Here is a 19,968-nt window from a genome sequence, read left to right as displayed (position 1 = left end):
CGCTCGTGCGCGGCGAGCCGGTCCAGCAGCTCGTCCACGAGCCGGGCCACACCGGACCGCATGGCCTCGGCGCGCCGGGCGGTGAAGGCCGGGGCGACCAGTTTGCGCAGCCGGCTGTGTTCGGGCGGGTCCGCCGCCAGGATCGAGTCCCGCAGGGTCGGGACACGCGCCATACGGGGCCCCGCGCCCCGGGTGGCGCGCCTACGGCTGAAGCGCGGATCGGCCAGCACGGTGCGCACATCGGCGTAGCGGGTGACCAGCCATGCCGGGTCGCCGCTGGGCAGGACGATCCGGGCGCACGGGGCGTCGCGGCGCAGGGCCGCCAGCTCCGGCAGCGGACCCAGCCCGTCGTGGTGCGGGAAGGGAAAGTCCGCGGTGGGGACCGGGCCATCTGCGTCGATGTCTGTCACGACTGCTCCGGGAGGGTTCTCGGCGGTGCGGACGCCGGGCGTCGACGACCGCGTACGGCAGGGGAGGTCTCAGCGGCGTTCGTAGACGGAGACGTGGTAGGCGCTGCCACGGGTGAACGGCCCCCCGGCCCAGGACCCCAGGCGCGTACGCAGCCGGAGCCCCGCCCGTTCGGCCATCAGGTCCAGCTCGCCCGGTGACGCGTAGTGGAACCGGACGCGCAGGTGGTGGGTGCGGTCCGCCTCGTGGACGAGGTAGTGGGAGTGGTAGGTGGCGGTGGACGGGTCGATCCTGCGGTGGCAGAGGATCAGATGGTCGTCGGACTCGGAGACCACCTCGGGCACCCCCGACGCGGCGGCGACGGCCAGCGCCTCGGGCACATGGGCGTCGAGAACGAGGACGCCCTCCGGTTCGAGGTGCTCCGCCGCGGCGGTCAGGCACCGCTGAAGGTCCTCGTGGGAGGGGAGCTCGAACAGTGTGCCGCCCACGACCAGGATGAGGGAGAACACGCCCTCGACGGGCACCTCGGCGAAGTCGCCCAGAGTGATCCGGACGCCCTCCCCGCCGGGTTTCGCCCGGAGCCTGGCCGCCATCGCCTGCGACGCCTCGACGCCGTGGACCTCGAAGCCGCGCCGGGCCAGGGGCAGCGCGATCCTGCCGGTGCCGACACCGAGTTCGAGCACCCGGCCCTCGCCGGCGAGGAGCGCGAGGGTGTCCACGGTCGCCGCGGTGATGCCCGGCTTTCCGAACCACCGGTCGTAGTCGGCCGCGTGGTCGTCGGAGTACCGGCCCGCCGGGACGGCCGGTCGCTCGTGGTAGGTGGTCATGCCGGGGCTCCTCGGCCTGCGGGTCGGTCCGGTCGCCGTACCGAGCGGCGGTCGACGCGGATGTGGTGGCTGACTGGCGGCGGTGGTGGTGGGCAGATGAGCGGACGAACGGACGAGCAGGTGAACGGACGGGCGGGCGGACGGGTCGGGATCGGGCTCGGGCCGGGTGAGGACGGGCGGGATGAGGTGGGCGGGTCATCCGAAGGGATGAGGGCCCGGCGCGATCGGAAGGCCGCGTTCCGTGTCCGGACCGGTCGGCAGGGCACGGGCTCCCGGAGCCACGATCCGTACGACGGTCGACCCCAGGTCGTTCGCCGGTCCGCAGGTGGTGTCCACGACGACCGGGTCCCGGCCGGTGTGCTCGGCGAGCACGGCCGTCCCGTCCCGGTGCCGACCGGCGGGAGCCGTTTCGCGCCGGCCGCGGCTCCGCGGGGCGCGTGCCGTCCACAGCCGGAGGCTGTCCTGCCGGTGAAAGGCCCACAGCGCGTGTTCGACGGCGGAGCCCGGTGGACTCTCGCCCCGCCAGCGCGCCCACGTCTGCTCCGCCACCGCCGTCTTCATGCTCCAGCGCACCATCAGCGCCTCGTAGGCGGCCTTCTCGGCCAGCGGGGCCACGCCCTCCGCCTCCGGGCCGCAGCGGGCTCCGAACGTCTGCCGCGTTCCGTCGGCCGCGTGCAGGGCCACCGCGACGCAGCGCGATCCGGCGGGCGCGGGCAGATCGAGCGCGGTGGCCGAGATCGCGTTGCCGTCCAGGAGTTCGGCCAGTGGCTCCGGCAACCTCGCCGAGGCCATCACGCGCGGGCCCGGAAGCAGGCCGTACCAGCTCCTGCGGACGAGGTCGCGCTCCAGAACCTCCCAGGCGGCGTGCCGCGTGGCCGCCTCCGGATCGGGATGGGCGGCCAGGCCGGTGGAGCCCGCGCCCGGACCGGGATCGCATCCGGACGGAGCCCGGTGGTGCAGGAAGACCGCCCCGGCGGGCACGTGCACATCCGCCCCGGAGCGCAGGAAGCGCCCGCGCACCCACAGCCTGCGGGCCTCGCGGGCGTCGTCGAGCGCCGCCGCCCCGCCGTCCGGCGCGAGTTCGGCGGGGTCGACCGCGGGAATCCCCTTGCGGCGCAGCTCCCGGTGGGAGGCGACCACTGCCGCGTCGGACTCCGCGGCGCGGCCCGCGAGCACGTTGCCGACGCGTTCGAGGAGTTCGCCGCGAGCGCTCGCCGCGACGCGTTCCGAGTCGTGCCCGGCCGCGCTGCCCACGATCACCGGACGGCCCCCCGCGGCGCAGACGGCGTCGAACTGCGGCGAGCGCGCCGCCACGCGGGCGAGGACGACCCGGGGCCAGGAGGCGTACGGGGCGAAGACCTGGGGCGCCCAGGCGGACGCGGCCGTCACACCCGCACCCGCGCCGCCTCGGCGGCGTCCTCCAGCATCGCCGCCCCGTGCTCGGTGAGCGTGTCGCGGTGGAGCGTCATGGTCCGGACCGCCTCCGCGGCCGAGTGGGCGAGCCGGTCGTGGCGCGCCCGCACGGCCGGGGCCGCTCCGACGCCGCCCGCTTCCCGGGCGAGCAGCCTCCGGTACAGCAGGACGCTGCGTGCCAGGACCACCATCTGCTGGAAGAGTCCGGTGAGCGGCCTGGGATCGAGCCGGAGAGGCGTGGCGACCATCGGGCCGCTCTCCTCCAGGGGCCGCAGGAAGGGCCGGTCCGCCACGGACGCGGCGTTGCACCGCGTGTGGGCGCCCTCGTGGACGAGCGCTTCGGCGAACCGGACGGAACCCGGCAGCCCGTCGGCGTCCGGAGCGAGACGGTCGCGCCGCACGAAGACGGCGCCGTGGACGGTGAAGTCCGTGAAGCCGTCGATGCCCGGCCCGTCCAGCAGGGCGATCTGCACGAGCACGGTGCTCAACTCGCCCGCCACGCCCGGCCAGGCCGACTCCAGCAGGGCGACCGCGCTGCGGGCGGCCTCCTCCTCGGGTGCGCGCCACCCGGCCACCGAGGAGCCGCGCGGTGCGCCGGCCCCGGCTCCTCGATCCGGTACGGACTTCAGCGCGCGGGCGACACTGCGCTCCAGATGCGGTCCCGGTGCGGCGAGTCCGGTCGGCCACGGAAGTGCCGACGGACGGGTGCCCGTTCCGTCCGAGCGGGCGCGGTCGAGCATGCCGGTGAGCCGGGTGAGACGTTCGGGCACGGGCGGCCCGGTCCGCAGCACGTACTGGGCGATGTGCGCCGCCTCGACCACCGCGGGGTGCGCGGCCTCCCGCGGGGAGACTTCCAGACCTACCCGTTCGAGAGCTGTGCGCGCCATGAGCGCCAGTGCGCTGCGCTCCTCGGCGCCCTCGCGCGCGTCCGGTTCCACTCGCACCGTGCGTGACCTCCGTGCTGACGTAGGAGCGGGGGAGCAGTGAGCGGGCGGGCGGCGGACCGGTGAGGTCCGCCGCCCCGGGCGCGCGGCGTCAGCTGGGAATGTCGACCATCAGCGCCAGTTCGGGAAGTTCTTCCTCGGGAATCTGCTCGATCTCCTCGTTCATATCGATCTCCCTTCGATGACCGCCTCCTCCGACGTTGACGGGGAGTCACGGCGCAGCCACGGTAGGCACGGGCCGGAACCGAGCACAAGGTAGGGCCCGTTCCCCGCGACGTACGCGCGGCGGCCCGTCCGGGCGGTGGGCGTGCCGCGGCATCCGTGTCGCCGTCCGGCGCTCCGAGCGGTCGGCGGCCGGCGCCGCGCGCTCCGTGGCCTGCGGGTTCCGGTCCGCCGGTCCGGTCCACCGTGCCCCGTGGACCGCCCGCCGCCGGTTCGGGAGGACGCGCCGGGGCACATCATGTCCCGCTGTGTCATCGGTTCCGTCTCGGACACTTTTCTGTCCGGAAGGTGCCGGGAGGGCCTGCCCCGTCGACGCCGGAGGGGTGCGCCGGTGGTCGCGCACCGGTGCCACGAGCCGGGCCCCGTGCGGCGGAGAGCGGCGCAAACAGGACTGTCGAAACGGCCGAAAGACCACTCTTGGAAAAGCCCGGCACCACGCAGCATGATGCTTCGTCATCTGCCCCGTCCCGGCGCAGGCCAGGCGAAACACCGCTCCGGCGGGGTGCTCCGCCGCCGACCCGATCCGCCCCGCCCTACCGCCTCGCCCCGTCTCACCGCGCGCTCCGCCCCTCCGGGCGGCCGGACCGCTGCCGCGTCACCGGACCGGCACCGCCCGTCGTCGCGCCGTCCTGAGGAGTCGCCCGTGGATCCGACGCACACCACGCCTCACCGCCCCCGGTGCGCCGAGCGCCGGACCGCGCCCGCCGCAACGGCCGCACGGGGCTAGGCCGCATGCGCATCGCGTACCTGCACGGGGGCGGCATCCCCTCCCCCTTCGCCAACGGCGTCCACGTCATGCGGATGTGCGACGCGTTCGCCGCCGCCGGGCACCAGGTGACCCTGTACTCCATCCCCGGCACGGACGAGGAGCCGTACGCCTACTACGGCGTGCGCCACCGCTTCCCGATCCGCCTCGTCGCCTGCCCCGACTACACGCCCTCCGGCTACCGGAAGCGCGCCGAGGCCGTCCGGGCGCTGGTGGCGGACGGCCCGGCCCCTGACCTCGTCTACGGCCGCGACCCCTACGCCCTGTCCGCCCTCGCCGACCTCGCGCCCCTCGTGTACGAGATCCACCAACTGCGCGAGGACCTGTCCCCGGCCGGGACCGAGGAAGCGCTTCTCGCCGCGCCCCGGCTGGTCCGCGTCGTCGCGATCACCCACGCCCTCGCACGCGACGTACGGGACAAGTACGCGGCCCTGGGCCCGCTGCCCATCGTGGTCGCGCCGGACTGCGCGGACCCGCCCGGCCCCGCCCCGGCCGACCCCCTGCCGCTGCCGGGCCGCCCGGACGCCCTGCGCGTCGGCTACGTCGGTCACCTCTACGACGGGCGCGGCATCGGCCTCGTCCTGGAACTGGCGGAACGGTTTCCGGCGCTCGACTTCCATCTGGTCGGCGGCACGGACGAGGACCGCACCCGCTGGCAGCAGGTGTGCCGTTCCCCGCACGCGCACTTCCACGGCCACCGGCCGCCGTCCGAACTGTCCGGTTACTACGCCCGCTTCGACGTCGTCCTCGCCCCTTACGAGCGCAAGGTGTACACGTGGGGGAGGCTGGGGGAGACGGGGCGCTGGGCCTCGCCCATGAAGGTGTTCGAGTACATGTCCCACGGATGCCCCATGATCGCCTCCGATCTGCCGGTTCTGCGGGAAGTCCTCCAGGACCGGGTCAACTGCCTCCTCCGCCCGCCCGAGGACGCGGACGCCTGGGCGGGAGCGCTGAACGAACTGGCCGCCGACCCGGCCCTGCGCCGGGGGCTCGGCGCCGAGGGGCGGCGGCAGGTCCTGGAGCGCTACACCTGGCGACGGCGGGCCGACGTCGTCCTCGCCGGCCTCGGCGCCGTGGAGACCGTCCGCCCGGAGCCCGCGGCATGACGGACGGGAAGGCCCTGCCCCGGCCGGTGGTGGACGGCTACCCCGGGCGGCCGAGCGTGCGGGCCGGGGAGGTCCTGCGGCTCCACGTCTCGACGCGTGCCGAACGCTTCCGGGCCGACTTCTACCGCTGCGGCCCGCGCCCGCGCCTCATGGGACGTACGCGAGGACGGGGTGCGTACGCGGAGCCGGGCAGCCACGACGCGGACTGGAACTGGCCCGTCCACGACGTCGCGATCCCCGCGGACTGGCCCTCGGGCGTCTACATCGCCGTGCTCGGCCCGGACGCCGAGAGCCCGGACATCACGAGCCCCGACACCACGAGCCCGGACATCACGAGCCCCGACGAGGCAGGCCCGGACGCCCGGTTCCGCGACGCCCGGCGGCCCGTCGACGCAGCCGCCCTGGACGCCCGCCACTCGCGGCTGCTGTTCGTGGTGACGGCCCGTGAACCCGGCCACCGGGCCCGCATCCTGTACAAGGTGCCGCTCTTCACCTACCACGCCTACAACCGGAGCGGCGGAGCCAGCCTGTACGGCGCTCTCCCCGGGACCGAGGACCGTCGCACCGTCACCCTGCGGCGTCCCGGCGGCGGGATCGGCGGCCCGGTGAAGGGCAGGCCCGACGCGCACGACCCGGCAACGCCCCGCCAGACCTTCGCCCACTGGGACGCGCCGTTCATCGCGTGGCTGGAGGCGGCGGGATTCACCGCCGACTACTGCACCGACCTCGACCTCGACGAGAACCCCGAACTCGCCCACCCCTACCGGCTGCTGCTGTCCGCGGGGCACGACGAGTACTGGAGCGGGCGGGTCCGCCGGCACACCTCCTCCTTCCGCGACCGGGGCGGCAACATCGCGATCTTCGGGGCCAACACCTGCTGGTGGCGCGTGACGCCCGACGCGACGGGCACCGCCGTCAGCTGTGCCAAGTACCCGCCCGGAGTGCCCCAGGGAGCCGACACCGACCGGATGCGGGGCGCCCCCGACCACTGGTGGGAGGAGGAGCCGGAGAACCGGCTCATCGGCGTCAGCTACCGCAACGGCGGCGGACACTGGGACGGACTCCGCGAGCGGCTGGGCTTCACCGTCCAGCACACCGGACACCCGGTCTTCGCGGGCACCGGCCTGCGCGACGGCGACGTCCTGGGCGCCGAGCACCACCTCGTGGGCTACGAATGCGACGGAGCGGCGCACCGGCGCGATGCGCACGGCCGGGCGGTGGCGACGGGCGAGGACGGAACCCCCGAGGACTTCACCATCCTGGGCGTCGCGGACCTCCCCGCGGCTCCCGGATCGGGGTGGCACACCGCCGCACGCGAGAACGACGATCCGGGGCGGGCCGCCACCTTCGGGCTCTACACCCGCGGCGGCACCGTCTTCAACGCCGCCACCACCGACTGGCCGCGCCTCCTGCGTCTGGACCCCCGCGTGCGGACCATCACCCGCAACGTGATCACCCTGCTCACCTGACGTCCGCCGCCCGCGGCCGTTCCGCACCGCGCACACCGGTTTCACGCAGGGCGAGCGTCCTGCGCCCACTCGCACAGGGCGGGAACCCGCCCGGAGGGGACCACTCATGCCCGTACGGCCCGGCACGGCCGGTCGCAGCGCTCGCGCGGCGACCACGCGCGGCAGGACCCGCACCGCACGCCTCCACGCCCCGAACGGACCGGCGCCCGGGGCGGCCGGCCCACGACGGCACGGATGCGGGGAGGCGAGGTGAACCCGGCCGCCCCGGACGGGGCGGTGCCGCGCGGCACCGCGACGCCCGACCCGCAGGCCCGCCCGGTCCCCGGCCGCGTGGTCGTCGTCGGACAGGGCTACGTCGGACTGTCCCTGGCCGTACGGGCCGCCGCGAGCGGATACCAGGTCGTCGGCCACGACGTGGACAAGGAACGGGTCAGCCGCCTGATCACCGGCGACTCCTACGTCGAGGACGTCTCATCGGCGCGGCTCCTCCCGCTGCTGGCCTCCGGCGCGTACCGGGCCGGCCGCGACCCGGCCGACTGCGAAGGCTTCGACATCGCCGTCATCACCGTGCCCACACCGCTCAGGGACGGACTGCCCGACCTGTCGCACATCGTCGAATCGGCCCGCATGCTCGGCGGACACCTCCGGGCCGGAGCCACCGTCGTCCTGGAGTCGACGACGTACCCCGGAACGACCGAGGAACTGGTCGCGCCCCTCCTGGAGGAGGCGTCCGGACTCGTCGCCGGCCGCGACTTCCATCTCGGATACAGCCCCGAACGCATCGACCCCGGCAACACCCGCTGGCGACTGGACAACACGCCCAAGGTGGTCTCCGGGGTGAACGCCGCCTCGCTGGAGCGCGTCACGGACTTCTACGGGTCCATCGTGGACACGACCGTCCAGGTCAGCAGCTGCCGGACCGCCGAGATGGCCAAGCTGCTGGAGAACACCTTCCGCCACGTGAACATCGCCCTGGTCAACGAACTCGCCACCTTCGCCCACGACCTGGACGTCGACGTGTGGGAGGCGATCGACGCGGCGGCGACCAAACCCCACGGCTTCCTCCGCTTCCTCCCCGGACCGGGGGTCGGCGGACACTGCCTGCCGATCGACCCCTCCTACCTGTCCTGGTGGGCCGAGCGCACGGCGGGCCGCACCTTCCGCTTCGTCGAACTCGCCAACGACGTCAACGGCCGCATGCCGGACTACGTGGTGCGGCGGCTCACCGACGGGCTGCGCCGGCGCGGCAGGAAGGTGAAGGGCGCGCGCGTCCTGCTGCTGGGCCTCGCCTACAAGGCCAACACCAGCGACGCCCGCGAGACGCCCGCCGCCCGCATCGCCGAACTCCTGCTCGCCCTGGGCGCGGACGTCAGCGCCGCGGACCCGCACGTCGCCCGGTCGGTGCCACCGGCCTCCGGGGTGCTGGACGGCGTCCTACGGGTGACGGCCGGGGAGCGGGAGCTGTCGGCCGCCGACGCGGTGGTCCTGCTCGCCGACCACGACGCCTTCGACTACGGCCTCATCGCCGAACGTTCCGCCTATGTTCTGGACTGCCGCCGACGGCTCGGCGGCGACAACATCGACGTCCTCTGACCGCGAGAGAGACCAGGAGTGAAGAGCGTGAAGATCGTCATCACCGGAGGCGCCGGCTTCATCGGCAGCAACCTCGCACACGCCCTCGCCCAGCGCGGCGAGGTGTCCGACATCCGGGTCGTCGACGACCTCTCCACCGGCTCCAAGGACAACCTCGCCGGAGCCGGCGTGCAGTTCGTCGAGGGCAGCGTCCTGGACGGCCCGCTCCTGGACCGGGCGTTCCGGGGCGCGGACGCGATCGTCCACCTCGCCGCCCTGCCCTCGGTCCCCCGCTCGGTGGCCGACCCGCTCACCAGCCACCACGCGAACGCCACCGGAACGCTCATGGTCCTGGAGGCCGCCCGGCGCGCGGGCGGCGCACACGTGATCGCCGCCTCCTCGTCCTCCGTCTACGGAGCCAACCCGCACCTCCCCAAACACGAGGAGCTCCGCCCCGCCCCCCTCAGCCCCTACGCCGCGGGCAAACTGGCCGCCGAGTCCTACCTGGCCGCCCACCACCACTGCTACGGGCTGCCGGTCCTGCCGTTCCGCTTCTTCAACGTCTACGGCCCCCGGCAACCCGCGGGACACGCCTACGCGGCGGTCGTGCCCGCCTGGATCGACGCCGTGACGAGCGGTCAGCAGGTCCTCGTCCACGGGGACGGCCTCCAGAGCCGGGACTTCACCTACGTGGAGACCGTCTGCCGCGTCCTCACCGAAGCGGTCCTGCGCAAGGTCGTCTCCGCCGACCCGGTGAACCTCGCCTACGGAACGCGCACCTCGCTCCGAGAACTGATCACGGAACTGGAAGCGGTGCTGGGCACTCCGCTCGAACCCCGCCACCTCCCGCCCCGGCCGGGCGACGTACGCCACTCGCACGCCGAGAACTCCCGGCTGCGAAGCCTCTTCCCCGCTGTGGAACCCGTCCCGCTGCGCGAGGGACTGGAACGGACCGTCGAGTGGTTCCGTGCGCAGCCCCGGTAGCGCACCCGCCGCGCGAGCCGCCCTCCGCTCCGGCCGCTGCCGGAGCACCCGCCCCCCAAGCGATCGGAGCCGGACGTGACCGTACCCCGCCGCGCCCGCGCGGGCCTGCGCATCGCCTATCTGCACCCCGGCAGCGTCCCCTCGCTCTACGCCAACAGCGTCCACGCGATGCGCATGTGCGACGCGTTCGCCGCGGCCGGACACGAGGTCACGCTCTACACGGCGCCGGGCACGTACACCGTCGACGACCCGCACGCCTACTACGGGGTGCGCCACCGCTTCGCCGTACGCACGGTCCCGAGCCCCGACTACACACCCGACGGCTACCGCGTCCGGGCCGAACGCGTCCGCTTCCTGCTGACACGCGACCCCGCACCGGACCTGATCTACGGTCATGACCTGTATGCCCTCGCGGCAGCCGCCGGGGTGGCGCCGCTCGTCTACGAGACCCACCGCCTGCGGGACGACCCGAACACCCTGCGCATCGAACACCGCCTGCTCCGCGACACTCCGCCGGCCCGCGTCGTCGTCATCACCCATGCGCTCGGGCGCGACTACCGGCGCGCCTACGGTCACCTCGGCGCGCTGCCGATCGTCGTCGCCCCGGAGGCCGCCGAGGACGCCCGCGCCTCCACCTGCCCGGCGGACCCGCCGCCGATGCCGGGGCGGCCGGGCGCACCGCGCGTCGGATACGTCGGGCACCTCTACGAAGGACGCGGCATCGATCTCGTCCTGGCGCTGGCCGGCCGCCTCCCCGACTGCGATGTCCACCTGGTCGGCGGGGCCCCCGAGGATCTCGCCCGGTGGCGGGAGCGGGGCGGCCCCGCGAACGCGTACTTCCACGGCCACCGGCCGCCGGGCGCGGTGAACGCGTACTATCCGCTGTTCGACGTCGTCCTCGCTCCGTACCGGGCGAAGGTCTACACCGCCGGCGGGCACTGCGAAACGGGGCGCTGGGCGTCCCCGATGAAGATCTTCGAGTACATGGCGCATGGGCGCGCCATCATCGCCTCCGATCTGCCCGTCCTGCGCGAGGTCCTGCGGGACGGGGCCAACTGCCTCCTGCGCCCGCCCGACGATCCGGACGCCTGGGCGGACGCCCTGAGCCGTCTCGTCGCCGACCCGGCCCTCAGGCGTTCGCTCGGCGACGCGGCCCGACGGCAGTTCCTCGACCGCCACACCTGGAGCCACCGGGTCGGCGTGGTGCTCGCGGGGCTCGACACGGCAGGCGCCGCCGCGCCGGGACGACCGCCCGGCGTGCGTGCTCGGTGATCAGCCGGTGCCGATCGCGAGCGTGGCCATGTCGTCGTCGCGGGGCCCGTCCGTCCAGTGGTGGATGGACGCGGTCAGCTCGTCGAGCACCACCGCGGGCGCCAGCGGACGCGCCGGCGGCAGCTGGAGGCTCCTGGACGGATCGTAGAAGTCCCCGTCCGCGTTGCGCGCCTCGGTGACGCCGTCGGTGACGAGCAGCAGGACATCGTCCGAGGCCAGGCAGAACACGTCCGGATCGCTGCGCCGCCCGGTGAGTTCGCCCATGCCCAGGGGCAGATCGGGCGTGGTGGCCAGCGGAGTGACGCACCCGTCCCGCAGCAGATACGGCTCGGGGTGGCCGCGGTTGATGATGCGCAGCGTCCGGCCGTCCCGGTCGATCTCGGCGATCAGGGCGGTCGTGAACTCCTCGCCGGGGATCTCGTCCGGGTGCTGGGCGTTGTCGCGGCCGAGCGCGTCCTCCAGCCGCACCGAGAGCGTACTGATGTCGGGGGCGTAGTGCGCGGCCTCGCGGAAGGCCCCGATCAAAGTGGAGGTCGTCGAGACGGCGCTGATGCCCTTGCCGCGCACGTCGCCGATCAGGACGCGCACACCGTACGGCGTGTCCTGGATGGCGTAGGCGTCGCCGCCGATCCTGGCCTCGGCGTCGGCCGCCTCGTAGCGGGCGGCCACCCGGAGGACGCCGATACGCTCCGGCGGCGTCGGCAGGACGGCGCGCTGCATGGCCTCGGACACCGTACGGATGCTGGCCAGGCGGCGCCGGTGCCGTTCCAGTACGAGGTTCATGTCCAGGCCGATGAAGATGGCGATCACGACGTTGACGATCTCCGCCCAGCCGAGGGCGCTGGTCAGGCGCAGGGAGGACCAGGACAGCAGGAACGTGATCGTGAGGGCGAACACCCCGACCGCGAAGGCGGCCTTGAACCGCAGCATCGCGCCGGCCATCACGCACGCGGCGGCGACCAGCGGCACTCCGGTGTACGTGTGCGGCGTCGCGACGTCGAGCACGACCGCGGCGACGATGATCACGGGGGGAGCCCAGCGGGCGTAGGCCCATCGGTCGGTCAGCCGGTCCATGGCTCAGCTTCCGGATGAGGCGACGGTGATCATCCCCGGCAGTGTGCCACCCTTCACCCGCCGACTCCTCGGACGCGCCGAGCGACACGTGACACGGTGTCACCGTGTTGGCCGCCCGCGCCGCCCTTCGACGCCGTACGGGGGCGCGCCCCGGGTCGGCCGGTCCCGCCGGAGAACACGCGGCGACATGTGCCCACCGGCTGGACGGCCCACCGGCTGGACGTCTCGCCGCGCGGTGGACGACCCTGGCCGGGTGACTGCGACGACCGCTTCCCCTCGTACGCCCCTGTGGTGGGCGCGGACCGGAGTACGCGCCTGGACCTGTGCCCCGGTTCCCCGCGACGTACGGGCCTTCCACGCCGCCCTGCCCGGCTACGCGCCCACTCCACTGACCGAACTCCCGTTCCTGGCGGCCGAGCTGGGGGTCGGCCGCGTCTTCGTCAAGGACGAGTCCTCCCGCCTCGGCCTTCCGGCGTTCAAGGCCCTGGGGGCGTTCTGGGCCGTGCACCGCGTCCTCGCCGAACGCGCCCGGAGCGGTCAGGAGACCGGTCCCGTCACCCTGGTGACGGCCACCGACGGCAACCACGGCCGGGCGCTGGCCCGCGCGGCACGCCTGCGCGGACAGCACGCCCACGTCCTCGTCCCGGAGGGCGTGCATCCGCGGGCCGTGGAGGCCATCGTGGCCGAACAGGCACGCGTCACCGAGGTGCCGGGCCCGTACGACGAGGCCGTACGGCGCGCGGCCCGGGCGGCGACCGCGCCGGACACGGTCCTGGTCCAGGACACCGCCTGGCCGGGTTACGAGCAGGTCCCGGCCTGGATCGTCGAGGGCTATACGACGCTCTGCGCCGAGATCGACGAGCAGTTGACGGCCGAGGGGATCGCGGGCCCCGATCTCGTCGCCGTACCCGTGGGCGTGGGCTCACTGGCCCAGGCCGTCGTCACCCACTACCGCGGTAGTGCCACCGACTCCTCGCCGGCACTCCTGTCGGTGGAGCCGGACAGCGCGGCCTGCGTCCTGGAAAGCCTCGCCGCCGGGAAGCCCGTCACCGTCACCACCGGCGGGACCAGCATGGCCGGACTGAACTGCGGAACGCCCTCCAGTCTCGCCTGGCCCTCCCTCCACGGCGGACTGGACGCCGCCGTCGCCGTCAGCGACGCGGAGAGCGCCCGCGCGGCGAACCGTCTCGCGACACTCGGCGTGCCCTCGGGGCCCTGCGGGGCGGCGGCGCTCGCCGGGGTCCGCACGGCGCTCACGTGTGCGGGCGGCGAGGAACGCCGCAGGGCCCTGGGGCTCGGCGACCGGTCGGTGGTCGTGCTGCTGAGTACAGAGGGGCCGGCGGCGAACCCGTACGCGGAAGCCGCTGCCGACCGGTGAACGCCGGGCACGGGCCATCCGGCTGTCCCGTGCCCGCACATCCGCCTCCGCCTCGCCTCCGCCGGCCCTGGCCCGCTCCCGGCAGTGCGTTCTGCTCCGGCGGGAGCCTCACGGGGCGGCGCGGTGGATCCGGACGACCGCGGTTCCGCCGTCCAGATCCACCGTGGTCCTGTTCGGCGGCGCCCCGTCGTCCTCGTCGTCCGGCATGACCAGGGCCGACTGCCGCTCCTTCAACTCGTGCTGCTTGCCCGGCGAAAGACTCGCGTGCAGCTGCTCGAAGCCGGTCGCCGATATCTGGCCCTGGCGTGCGCTGTTCCGCCACGGCAGTACCCCGGCCCGGCCCGCGCGCAGGAGCAGTTGATCGGTGAAGGCCACCAGCGTCAGGACGACGACCAGCCCCGGCAGAGTCATGAAGAAGACGAGGTGCATGCCGCCAGTATCGGGGCCGTGCCCCGTCGGCGCAGCGGTTCGGTCGGCGGAGTACTCGTACCGCCGGCGCGGGTCGCGGTCCCACCGCCCGGGGGCCGATCCGGGGGAGTGCCCGGCCGATTGTCAGTGGCCGCCGCTAGCGTTCCGCACATAGTCGCACCGAGGCCGGTGTGTTCCCCGGCCGAGCTGTGCTTTCTTCTGGTGGACGCGATGCGGGAGGGCGGGGGCTGTGGGTTGGCTTTCGGCGGGTGACGGGTATGAAGTCGCCCTTGTGCAAGGGCGGGTGGCCGTACGCGCCACCTCGGGCCGAGCGGCGGGGCGACAGCTGAAGTCGCTGCCGCGCGCTCTCAAGGACCATCCGGAGGTCGACCGCCTGCGGCGGTTCGCCGAATGGCTGGACCGGCACGCGGCGCAGTGCACAGCGCAGATAGACGGCTGGATGGTGTCGTCACTGCCGGTGCCCACGGGCCTGTTGGCCCGCGTCTGGCCGGACGAGGCGTGGCAGTCGGCCCTGCGCGATCTGGCGGTGGTGGGCGACGACCCGGACGAGGTGGGTTTCCTGCGGGGCGCGACCGGGTCCGGCGAGCTGCGCGTGGTCAACCTCGACGGCGAGACGGTCCGCTTCTCGGCCCGCACGGTCACGCTGCCGCACCCGGTCCTGCTGCCCGACCTCGACGACGTGCGGGAGTTCGCGGCGGAGCTGGGCATCACGCAGGGGGTCGAGCAGATCCACCGCGCCACATGGCATCGGCCGTCCGGCCTCGACCCGAAGGCCACGGAGGTGAAGGAGTTCGCCGGCGGAGCCTTCCGGTCCCGGTTCGCCCTGGCCGCGCGGGCCGGTTCGCTCGGGCACAAGGTCTCGGGCGGCTACGCCACCTCGCGGGTGCGCGACGGCGGGCGGACCGTCGAGGCCTCCGTGTGGATCGGCGAACCGTACTGGGAGGACGAGGTGGAGACCGGCGCTCTGTCCTGGCGTGACCAGGACGGGCGCGCGCTGGCTCTGCGCGACGTCGGGCCCGTCGCCTGGTCGGAGGGGATGCGGATGGCCGCGGCGCTGTTCGCGGGACGCGTGATCGAGGAGGGCGGGAAAGCATGAACGGGGGGACGCAGGTGTCGTACGAGGAGCTGCTGAGCGCGGGCGGAGTATTGCCGCCGGACGCGGAGGGCGCGGGGGAGTCGGCGGTTCCGCTGACCGCGCGGGCCTACCGCCATCCGGGCCTGGACGACCGGGTCGTCGTGCGGCTGGTCGCCGGGGAGCTGGGCGCCGCGGAGGATCTGGCCGCCGGATTCCTCGGCCTGGAGCCGGACGCGGAGCCGGCGGTCGTGGGCCTCGGCCCGCGCCAGTCGCTCGGCTTCCCCGAATGGGTGCTCGTGCACCACCCCGCCGACGGGCACCACGCCCTCGGCGTCGTGCCCGACCTGGAACGGGTCGCCCGGCAGACGAAGTCCCGCCCCAAGGCGGCCATGGACGCCTGTCTCGAGATCGGAGCGCGGCTCGCCGCCTCGGTGCCGCACTTCCTGCCGACGTTCTACGAGCAGGCCGGACGGACCTTCATCGCGGAGGAGAACGCGACGTACGCGGCGCAGCTCTTCACCCGCGCCCGCAAGTCGGAGGCGGAACACGGTCTCGCGGTGGACGAGGAACGGCTGGACGCCGTCTTCCTGGAGTTCGCCCTGGCCGGCGCTCTGCCGGTGAAGGTCCTCTCGGCCTACGCCAAAGAGCTGGCCGGACGGGTACCGGCCCGGGAGGCGCTGCTGCGCTTCACCCGGCTGTGCCTGCGTCGGACGGCGGGCGGCCTGCCGCCGTCCGCGCAGATGGCGAACGACCTGCGCAAGCTGGCGCGCGCCGCGGGCCAGGACGCCGACCGTGCCGAACAGGACTACCTCGCGGAGCTGTTGGGACTCCCGGCCACGCTGCGTGCCGCGGCGGGATGGTGGAAGGGCCATCGCGCGGCGCTCGTCGGCCTGGCCGGGCGCGAACGGCGGGTGCGGGGGCAGCTGCTGGACCTGATTCCGTCCTGCCACGAGGAGGAGATGCCAGGGCTGTGGCTGGACGTCCTGGAGCGCTCGGGCGCCACGGGCGCGCTGAGCGACGGCTCGCTGCCCGCCGAGGAGCAGCCGAAGGACGGTACGAAGGGCTGGCTGGACCGCTTCCTGGCCTTCCGCGAGCAGGCGCGGTCGTGGAGCGGCTCCACCCGCATGCCCGAGCTGTATCCCCTGGTGGAGCGCGCTGCCGATCGGCTGCGCGCCGAACTCGCCTCGTCCGGCGAGGAGCTGAAGGTCGTGCACGACGTCGACCTGATCGATCTCCTGCTGTCCCTGGACATCCCGGTGGCGGCCCCCGTCCGTGACCAGGGTCTGCTCCTCTCGCAGTGGGCGCAGGGCGACGGGCAGCGCGACCTGCTCGCCCTCGCCGCCGACGCCCGCTTCCTCCCCGCCTTCCACCACGGCGCCGACCGGTTCGGGGACGACGAGTCCGGCCGGCGGGCCATCCGGCTGCTCGCGGCGTCGCCCGGCGGACGCACGATGCTGGCCGGCTGGGTGAGCACGGTCGTACGCCGGTTCACCGCCGTGGGCCTGCCTCAGCTGCCGGACGCCCTGACCCGGCTCAAGTGGCTCCCCGCCGAGGCGCTGGCCCTGGCCGAGGAGGAGGTGAGGGCAGCCGTCGGAACGGACCTGGCACCCGTCCTGGCCCGGACCCTGCGGGCCGGACTCCTCGACGAACTCGGCTGGCCGGCCTGGGAGGACGGCGCCGCGACGCTCGTCCCCAAGTCCGACGTCCAGGACCTGATCGTCGCCGACGCCTGGCCCCACCTCATCGTCGCCGGCGGAACCCAGGCCCGCGTCATCGGAGCCGAAGGGGCCGTCCTCACCCACGACCTGCGGATTCCCACCGACGAGGCGTGGGGCGATCCGGGCTTCCACCACGTGGACGGTGAACTCCTCGTCTACTGGAACAGCCGCAACGGTGAGCGCCGGGGCTACTGGCACCGGCACCCCGACCGCCCGCAGGGCCTGGAGGGCCCCCGCGGCACCCGGGGCACGCAGATGGACTGGTACCAGGGCGCCATGGTGATCACGCTTCCGCTGCCCGGCGGCGGACGGGCCACCGGCGGCGGCGTGCTGCACACCGGGGACACCACGCTGCCCGACGAGCGTCCGCTGGTCACCGACGGCCGCTCGTACTGGGTCTGGAACACGGAGAGCGAGGACAGCACGGGCTACGGCTGGTACGAGTACGACCCGGCATCAGGCGAGCGCGGCCGGATGGGCCCGCCCTCCTTCTTCGCCGACGCGCTGCGCGACTGCCCGGACGGCAGCACCTTCCACGGAGGCTGGCTCCGACCCGCTCCGGCCGGCGCCGGACCGGTCTGCGCACCCGTGGACGGCCTGATCGGCCTGCGCGTGGTGAGCCTGCCCGACGGCTCCTCGCGCTCCCAGGACCTCGCGGGCAACACCGTCACGCTGCCCGCGGGCGTGGGCATCCCGTCCGCGATCGTACGGTTCCCGGGCGACGAGCGGCCCCGCGCGGTGGTCCGCAACGGCTGGCAGCTCGACCTGTACGACGCGGAAGGCGTCGTCACCTCGGTGGCCCGGACGGACCGGACTCCCGGCGTGTTCGGCGAGGGCTCGCTCCTGCTGCCGCCCGTGCAGTACTGGCAGTTCCTGACCTCTCGCGACCCGGAAGGCTCCGAGGCGCTGCGCCGGATCGACCGGGACACCGCCGCGGCCCTGCTGCGGTCGGCCGCCCAGGACGGCACGGAGGCGCTGCCCGACGCGATCCGCTCGCTCCTCCCCGTCACCGACGTGTCGCTGGTGGCGGGCATCGCCGGAGTCGTGCGCCACGCCGCGGGCCAGCAGGCCGTGCTGGACGTGGCGGCCGACCGCCTGACCCTGGCGCTCGACGGCGGCGCGGCGGAGGAGGGCCCGGCCGGACCGCCCGACTCCGAACTGCTGGACGCCATGAACGGCCTCGGCCAGGGAGGCGGCCACTGGTGGGGCCACCGGTCCGACGCCGACACCGTCTTCCGGTCGCTGCGGGCGATCTCCCGGGCCGTCGGACGCGACGAGGCCCCGGCCCCGGACGGCCCCGGCACCCTCCACATCGGCCGCCCCGCACTGCCGTCCGGACAGCCGACGCTCGACGCCCTGCTGGGCTGCCGCACCGCACTGGTCCACCGGGCGGCGGCCGTCACCACCTCCGCCGAGCACCGCGAAGTGCTGCACACACTGCTCACCGAGTTCGAAGCCCTCGGGCTGTTCGACGCCGGGGACCGGTGGCGCAGGGTCCGGCTCCACCTGGACGCCCGCCACCTGCCGGGCGACTGGCGGGACGGCGACTGGACGGGACTGCTGCCCCTGGGCGGCGGCGCCTTCGTCGCCGTCGTGCGGCACGACGCGCCCGGCGTCGGCGGCTGCCTCTTCACCGGCCTCTTCCACGACCCCGCCGGGCGGTTCGAGGTTCCCGAGCCCTACATCCTCCGCGATTCGGCCCCCCTGGGCGAGGACGGGCGGAAGGGAGGCATGGGCGACTTCCTGGCCGAGCTGAGCACACGGGGGCCCGCGCCCTGGTTCCCCGAGGCGGCCGAGGAGTTCGCCCGGCTCACCGGCGTCACCGAGACGATGGCCAGACTGAACGTGGCCGGTCTCCCGGGGATCGACACGTACGAGAGGACGTTCCTGTCGACGGAGGCCCGCGGCGCCATCGGGGTGAAGGCCGTCCGCGCCGCCGTCGCCAAGGACGAACTGCGCGCACTGGACAGCGGCGTCCGCACCGAGGTGGTGGCCGCTCTGCTGCCCGCCGACCCCGTGACGCTGTGGACGCGGGGGCCGGACGCGACCGCCGCCGCGGAGGTGTGGAACCGCCGGGTGGGCAGGCGTACGGCCGTCCCCGAGGAACTGCTCGCCGAGGCGGTACGAGCCGTCAAGTCCTCCTCGTGGGAGGTACGCGAGGCGCTGCCGGCGCTTCTCCACCCGGCCGGTGAACCACGGCTCACCCGCGACCTGGAGTGGGCGGTCAAGGGCGACCGGGTCCGCCCGGTCGGGGAGGACCAGGTCGGGTTCACGGCGGATACGCTGGCCGGCGCGATCGGTCTCCTCGGATGGCTCGCCCACCGGGTACCGGCGGGCGACCCGGTCCGGGCCGCCCTGCCCGCGGCGCTCGACGCCGTCCGCGACCGGCTGGCCCACCCCGGGCTGGTGCTCGACCTCGGCCGCTACATCAGGCTCTCCGCCTTCCGCAAGGCCGCGGGCGCCCCGACCGAAGTCGGCGCGGGCTTCGAGCGCTACGGCGCCGTCATCCTGGCCACGCACGACGACCAGCCCGCGCCCGGGGTCCGCGTAGCCCTCCTGGACGCGGCCGGGCACGACCCCTACCTGCCGGCGCTGCGCCTGGAGGACCAGCAGCCGTTCGCGGCGGAGCTGGCGTTGCGGATCGCCCGCGACCCGCGCTTCGCCGCCCTCCTCGCGGACCCCGGCGACCCGCTCGCCGGTGAACGGGACAAGGACGGCGTCTGGTGGCCGCAGGACCCGTCCCGTTCCGTGCCCGATCTGGTCTCCGAGGCCGCCACGGAACACGGCCTGGGTGAGGACGCGGCAACGCTCTATCTGATGCTGCTCGCCATGCCCGACCCGACCGACCGTCTGACGGCCCGCTGGACGGGCTGGAAGCCGGGCCGGGTCAAGGCGGCCCGGGCCGAACTGACCGCGACCGACCTGGTCGTCGAGGCAGGTCGGACCAGGGCCGGACGCTCCCTCTTCCTTCCCGGCGGATGGTGCGAGCTCAGGACGCCGGGCGTTCCGCTGGAGCGGTGGAAGCTGCCGCTCTTCGGCGACCTGCTGACCGACGACCACGCGCCGTTCGGCGCGGTCGTGCCGACCGAACCGGCCGCCGAGCTCTACCGCAGGGCCTGGCAGCGGGCCGTCGACGGCGACGCACCCCGCTTCGAGGAGCTGACGGTACGCAGAGGCCGCCGCCGCTGACGGGCGGCTGCCGAGGGCGGGCCGGGCGCCGACCACGATCGGCGCCCGGCCCCGCCCGACCACATCTCATATCCCACATCTCACAGACCCATGGCCCCACTGCCCCATCGGCCCATCTGGCA

At 74.4% G+C, this 19,968-nt stretch carries 13 protein-coding genes and 1 pseudogene; 8 read left to right on the top strand and 6 right to left on the bottom strand.

The window, feature by feature from the left end; translation table 11 throughout:
• The 4 genes and pseudogenes from EES43_RS30430 to EES43_RS30425 form a co-directional block, all read right to left on the bottom strand.
• Positions 1-410 (bottom strand): annotated as a pseudogene (locus EES43_RS30430) (cytochrome P450); the annotation flags it as partial.
• 69 nt (positions 411-479) lie between these two features.
• Positions 480-1,235, bottom strand: a complete 756-nt coding sequence (locus EES43_RS00545) for a class I SAM-dependent DNA methyltransferase (RefSeq protein WP_124266789.1) — start codon at positions 1,233-1,235, stop codon at positions 480-482.
• A 195-nt stretch (positions 1,236-1,430) separates the two neighbouring features.
• Entirely contained in the window at positions 1,431-2,624 is a 1,194-nt protein-coding gene (locus EES43_RS00540) for a YcaO-like family protein (RefSeq protein WP_164493086.1), read from the bottom strand.
• Positions 2,621-3,592 (bottom strand): aKG-HExxH-type peptide beta-hydroxylase, encoded by a 972-nt coding sequence (locus EES43_RS30425; RefSeq protein WP_164493085.1) that lies wholly within the window; start codon positions 3,590-3,592, stop codon positions 2,621-2,623. The genes EES43_RS00540 and EES43_RS30425 overlap by 4 nt, the downstream gene beginning before the upstream one ends.
• A 954-nt stretch (positions 3,593-4,546) precedes the next feature.
• Between EES43_RS30425 and EES43_RS00535 the strand changes: the two genes are divergently transcribed.
• The 5 genes from EES43_RS00535 to EES43_RS00515 all read left to right on the top strand — a co-directional run bounded on the left by EES43_RS00535 (position 4,547) and on the right by EES43_RS00515 (position 10,983).
• Entirely contained in the window at positions 4,547-5,686 is a 1,140-nt protein-coding gene (locus EES43_RS00535) for a glycosyltransferase family 4 protein (RefSeq protein ID WP_124266788.1), read from the top strand.
• Positions 5,683-7,155 carry a N,N-dimethylformamidase beta subunit family domain-containing protein gene (locus EES43_RS00530; protein ID WP_124266787.1) on the top strand — a complete coding sequence of 491 codons (1,473 nt, stop codon included), beginning with the start codon at positions 5,683-5,685 and terminating at the stop codon, positions 7,153-7,155. The genes EES43_RS00535 and EES43_RS00530 overlap by 4 nt, the downstream gene beginning before the upstream one ends.
• Positions 7,156-7,485: 330 nt before the next feature.
• Complete coding sequence (locus EES43_RS00525) at positions 7,486-8,748, top strand: nucleotide sugar dehydrogenase (protein WP_346774347.1); 1,263 nt, start codon at positions 7,486-7,488, stop codon at positions 8,746-8,748.
• A 27-nt stretch (positions 8,749-8,775) separates the two neighbouring features.
• Complete coding sequence (locus tag EES43_RS00520) at positions 8,776-9,711, top strand: NAD-dependent epimerase/dehydratase family protein (RefSeq protein WP_124266785.1); 936 nt, start codon at positions 8,776-8,778, stop codon at positions 9,709-9,711.
• A 75-nt stretch (positions 9,712-9,786) separates the two neighbouring features.
• On the top strand, positions 9,787-10,983 hold the full coding sequence (locus EES43_RS00515; protein ID WP_124266784.1) for a glycosyltransferase family 4 protein: 1,197 nt from the start codon (positions 9,787-9,789) through the stop codon (positions 10,981-10,983).
• Here EES43_RS00515 and EES43_RS00510 read toward each other — a convergent pair whose 3' ends face one another.
• Positions 10,984-12,057: a PP2C family protein-serine/threonine phosphatase gene (locus EES43_RS00510; protein ID WP_124266783.1), complete on the bottom strand. Its 1,074-nt coding sequence runs from the start codon at positions 12,055-12,057 to the stop codon at positions 10,984-10,986.
• A gap of 253 nt (positions 12,058-12,310) precedes the next feature.
• Between EES43_RS00510 and EES43_RS00505 the strand changes: the two genes are divergently transcribed.
• Positions 12,311-13,435 carry a diaminopropionate ammonia-lyase gene (locus tag EES43_RS00505; protein ID WP_241192302.1) on the top strand — a complete coding sequence of 375 codons (1,125 nt, stop codon included), beginning with the start codon at positions 12,311-12,313 and terminating at the stop codon, positions 13,433-13,435.
• Positions 13,436-13,543: 108 nt separating this feature from the next.
• Here the strand turns inward: EES43_RS00505 and EES43_RS00500 are convergent, their stop codons facing one another.
• Positions 13,544-13,864, bottom strand: a complete 321-nt coding sequence (locus EES43_RS00500; RefSeq protein WP_124266781.1) for a DUF6191 domain-containing protein — start codon at positions 13,862-13,864, stop codon at positions 13,544-13,546.
• 229 nt (positions 13,865-14,093) lie between these two features.
• On the opposite strand from EES43_RS00500, the gene EES43_RS00495 reads away from it, so the two are divergent.
• Together EES43_RS00495 and EES43_RS00490 are read left to right on the top strand one after the other, a co-directional pair.
• Positions 14,094-14,960 carry a DUF4132 domain-containing protein gene (locus tag EES43_RS00495; RefSeq protein WP_124266780.1) on the top strand — a complete coding sequence of 289 codons (867 nt, stop codon included), beginning with the start codon at positions 14,094-14,096 and terminating at the stop codon, positions 14,958-14,960.
• Positions 14,957-19,846, top strand: coding sequence for a DNA-binding protein (locus tag EES43_RS00490; protein ID WP_206429972.1), 4,890 nt, complete (start codon positions 14,957-14,959; stop codon positions 19,844-19,846). The genes EES43_RS00495 and EES43_RS00490 overlap by 4 nt, the downstream gene beginning before the upstream one ends.
• Positions 19,847-19,968 lie beyond the last annotated feature (122 nt).

Origin of the sequence: Streptomyces sp. ADI96-02, from assembly GCF_003846185.1 — a bacterium.
GTDB lineage: Bacteria > Actinomycetota > Actinomycetes > Streptomycetales > Streptomycetaceae > Streptomyces.
Note: the sequence above shows the minus strand (reverse complement) of the source record. Positions and strands in the feature narration are given on the sequence as shown.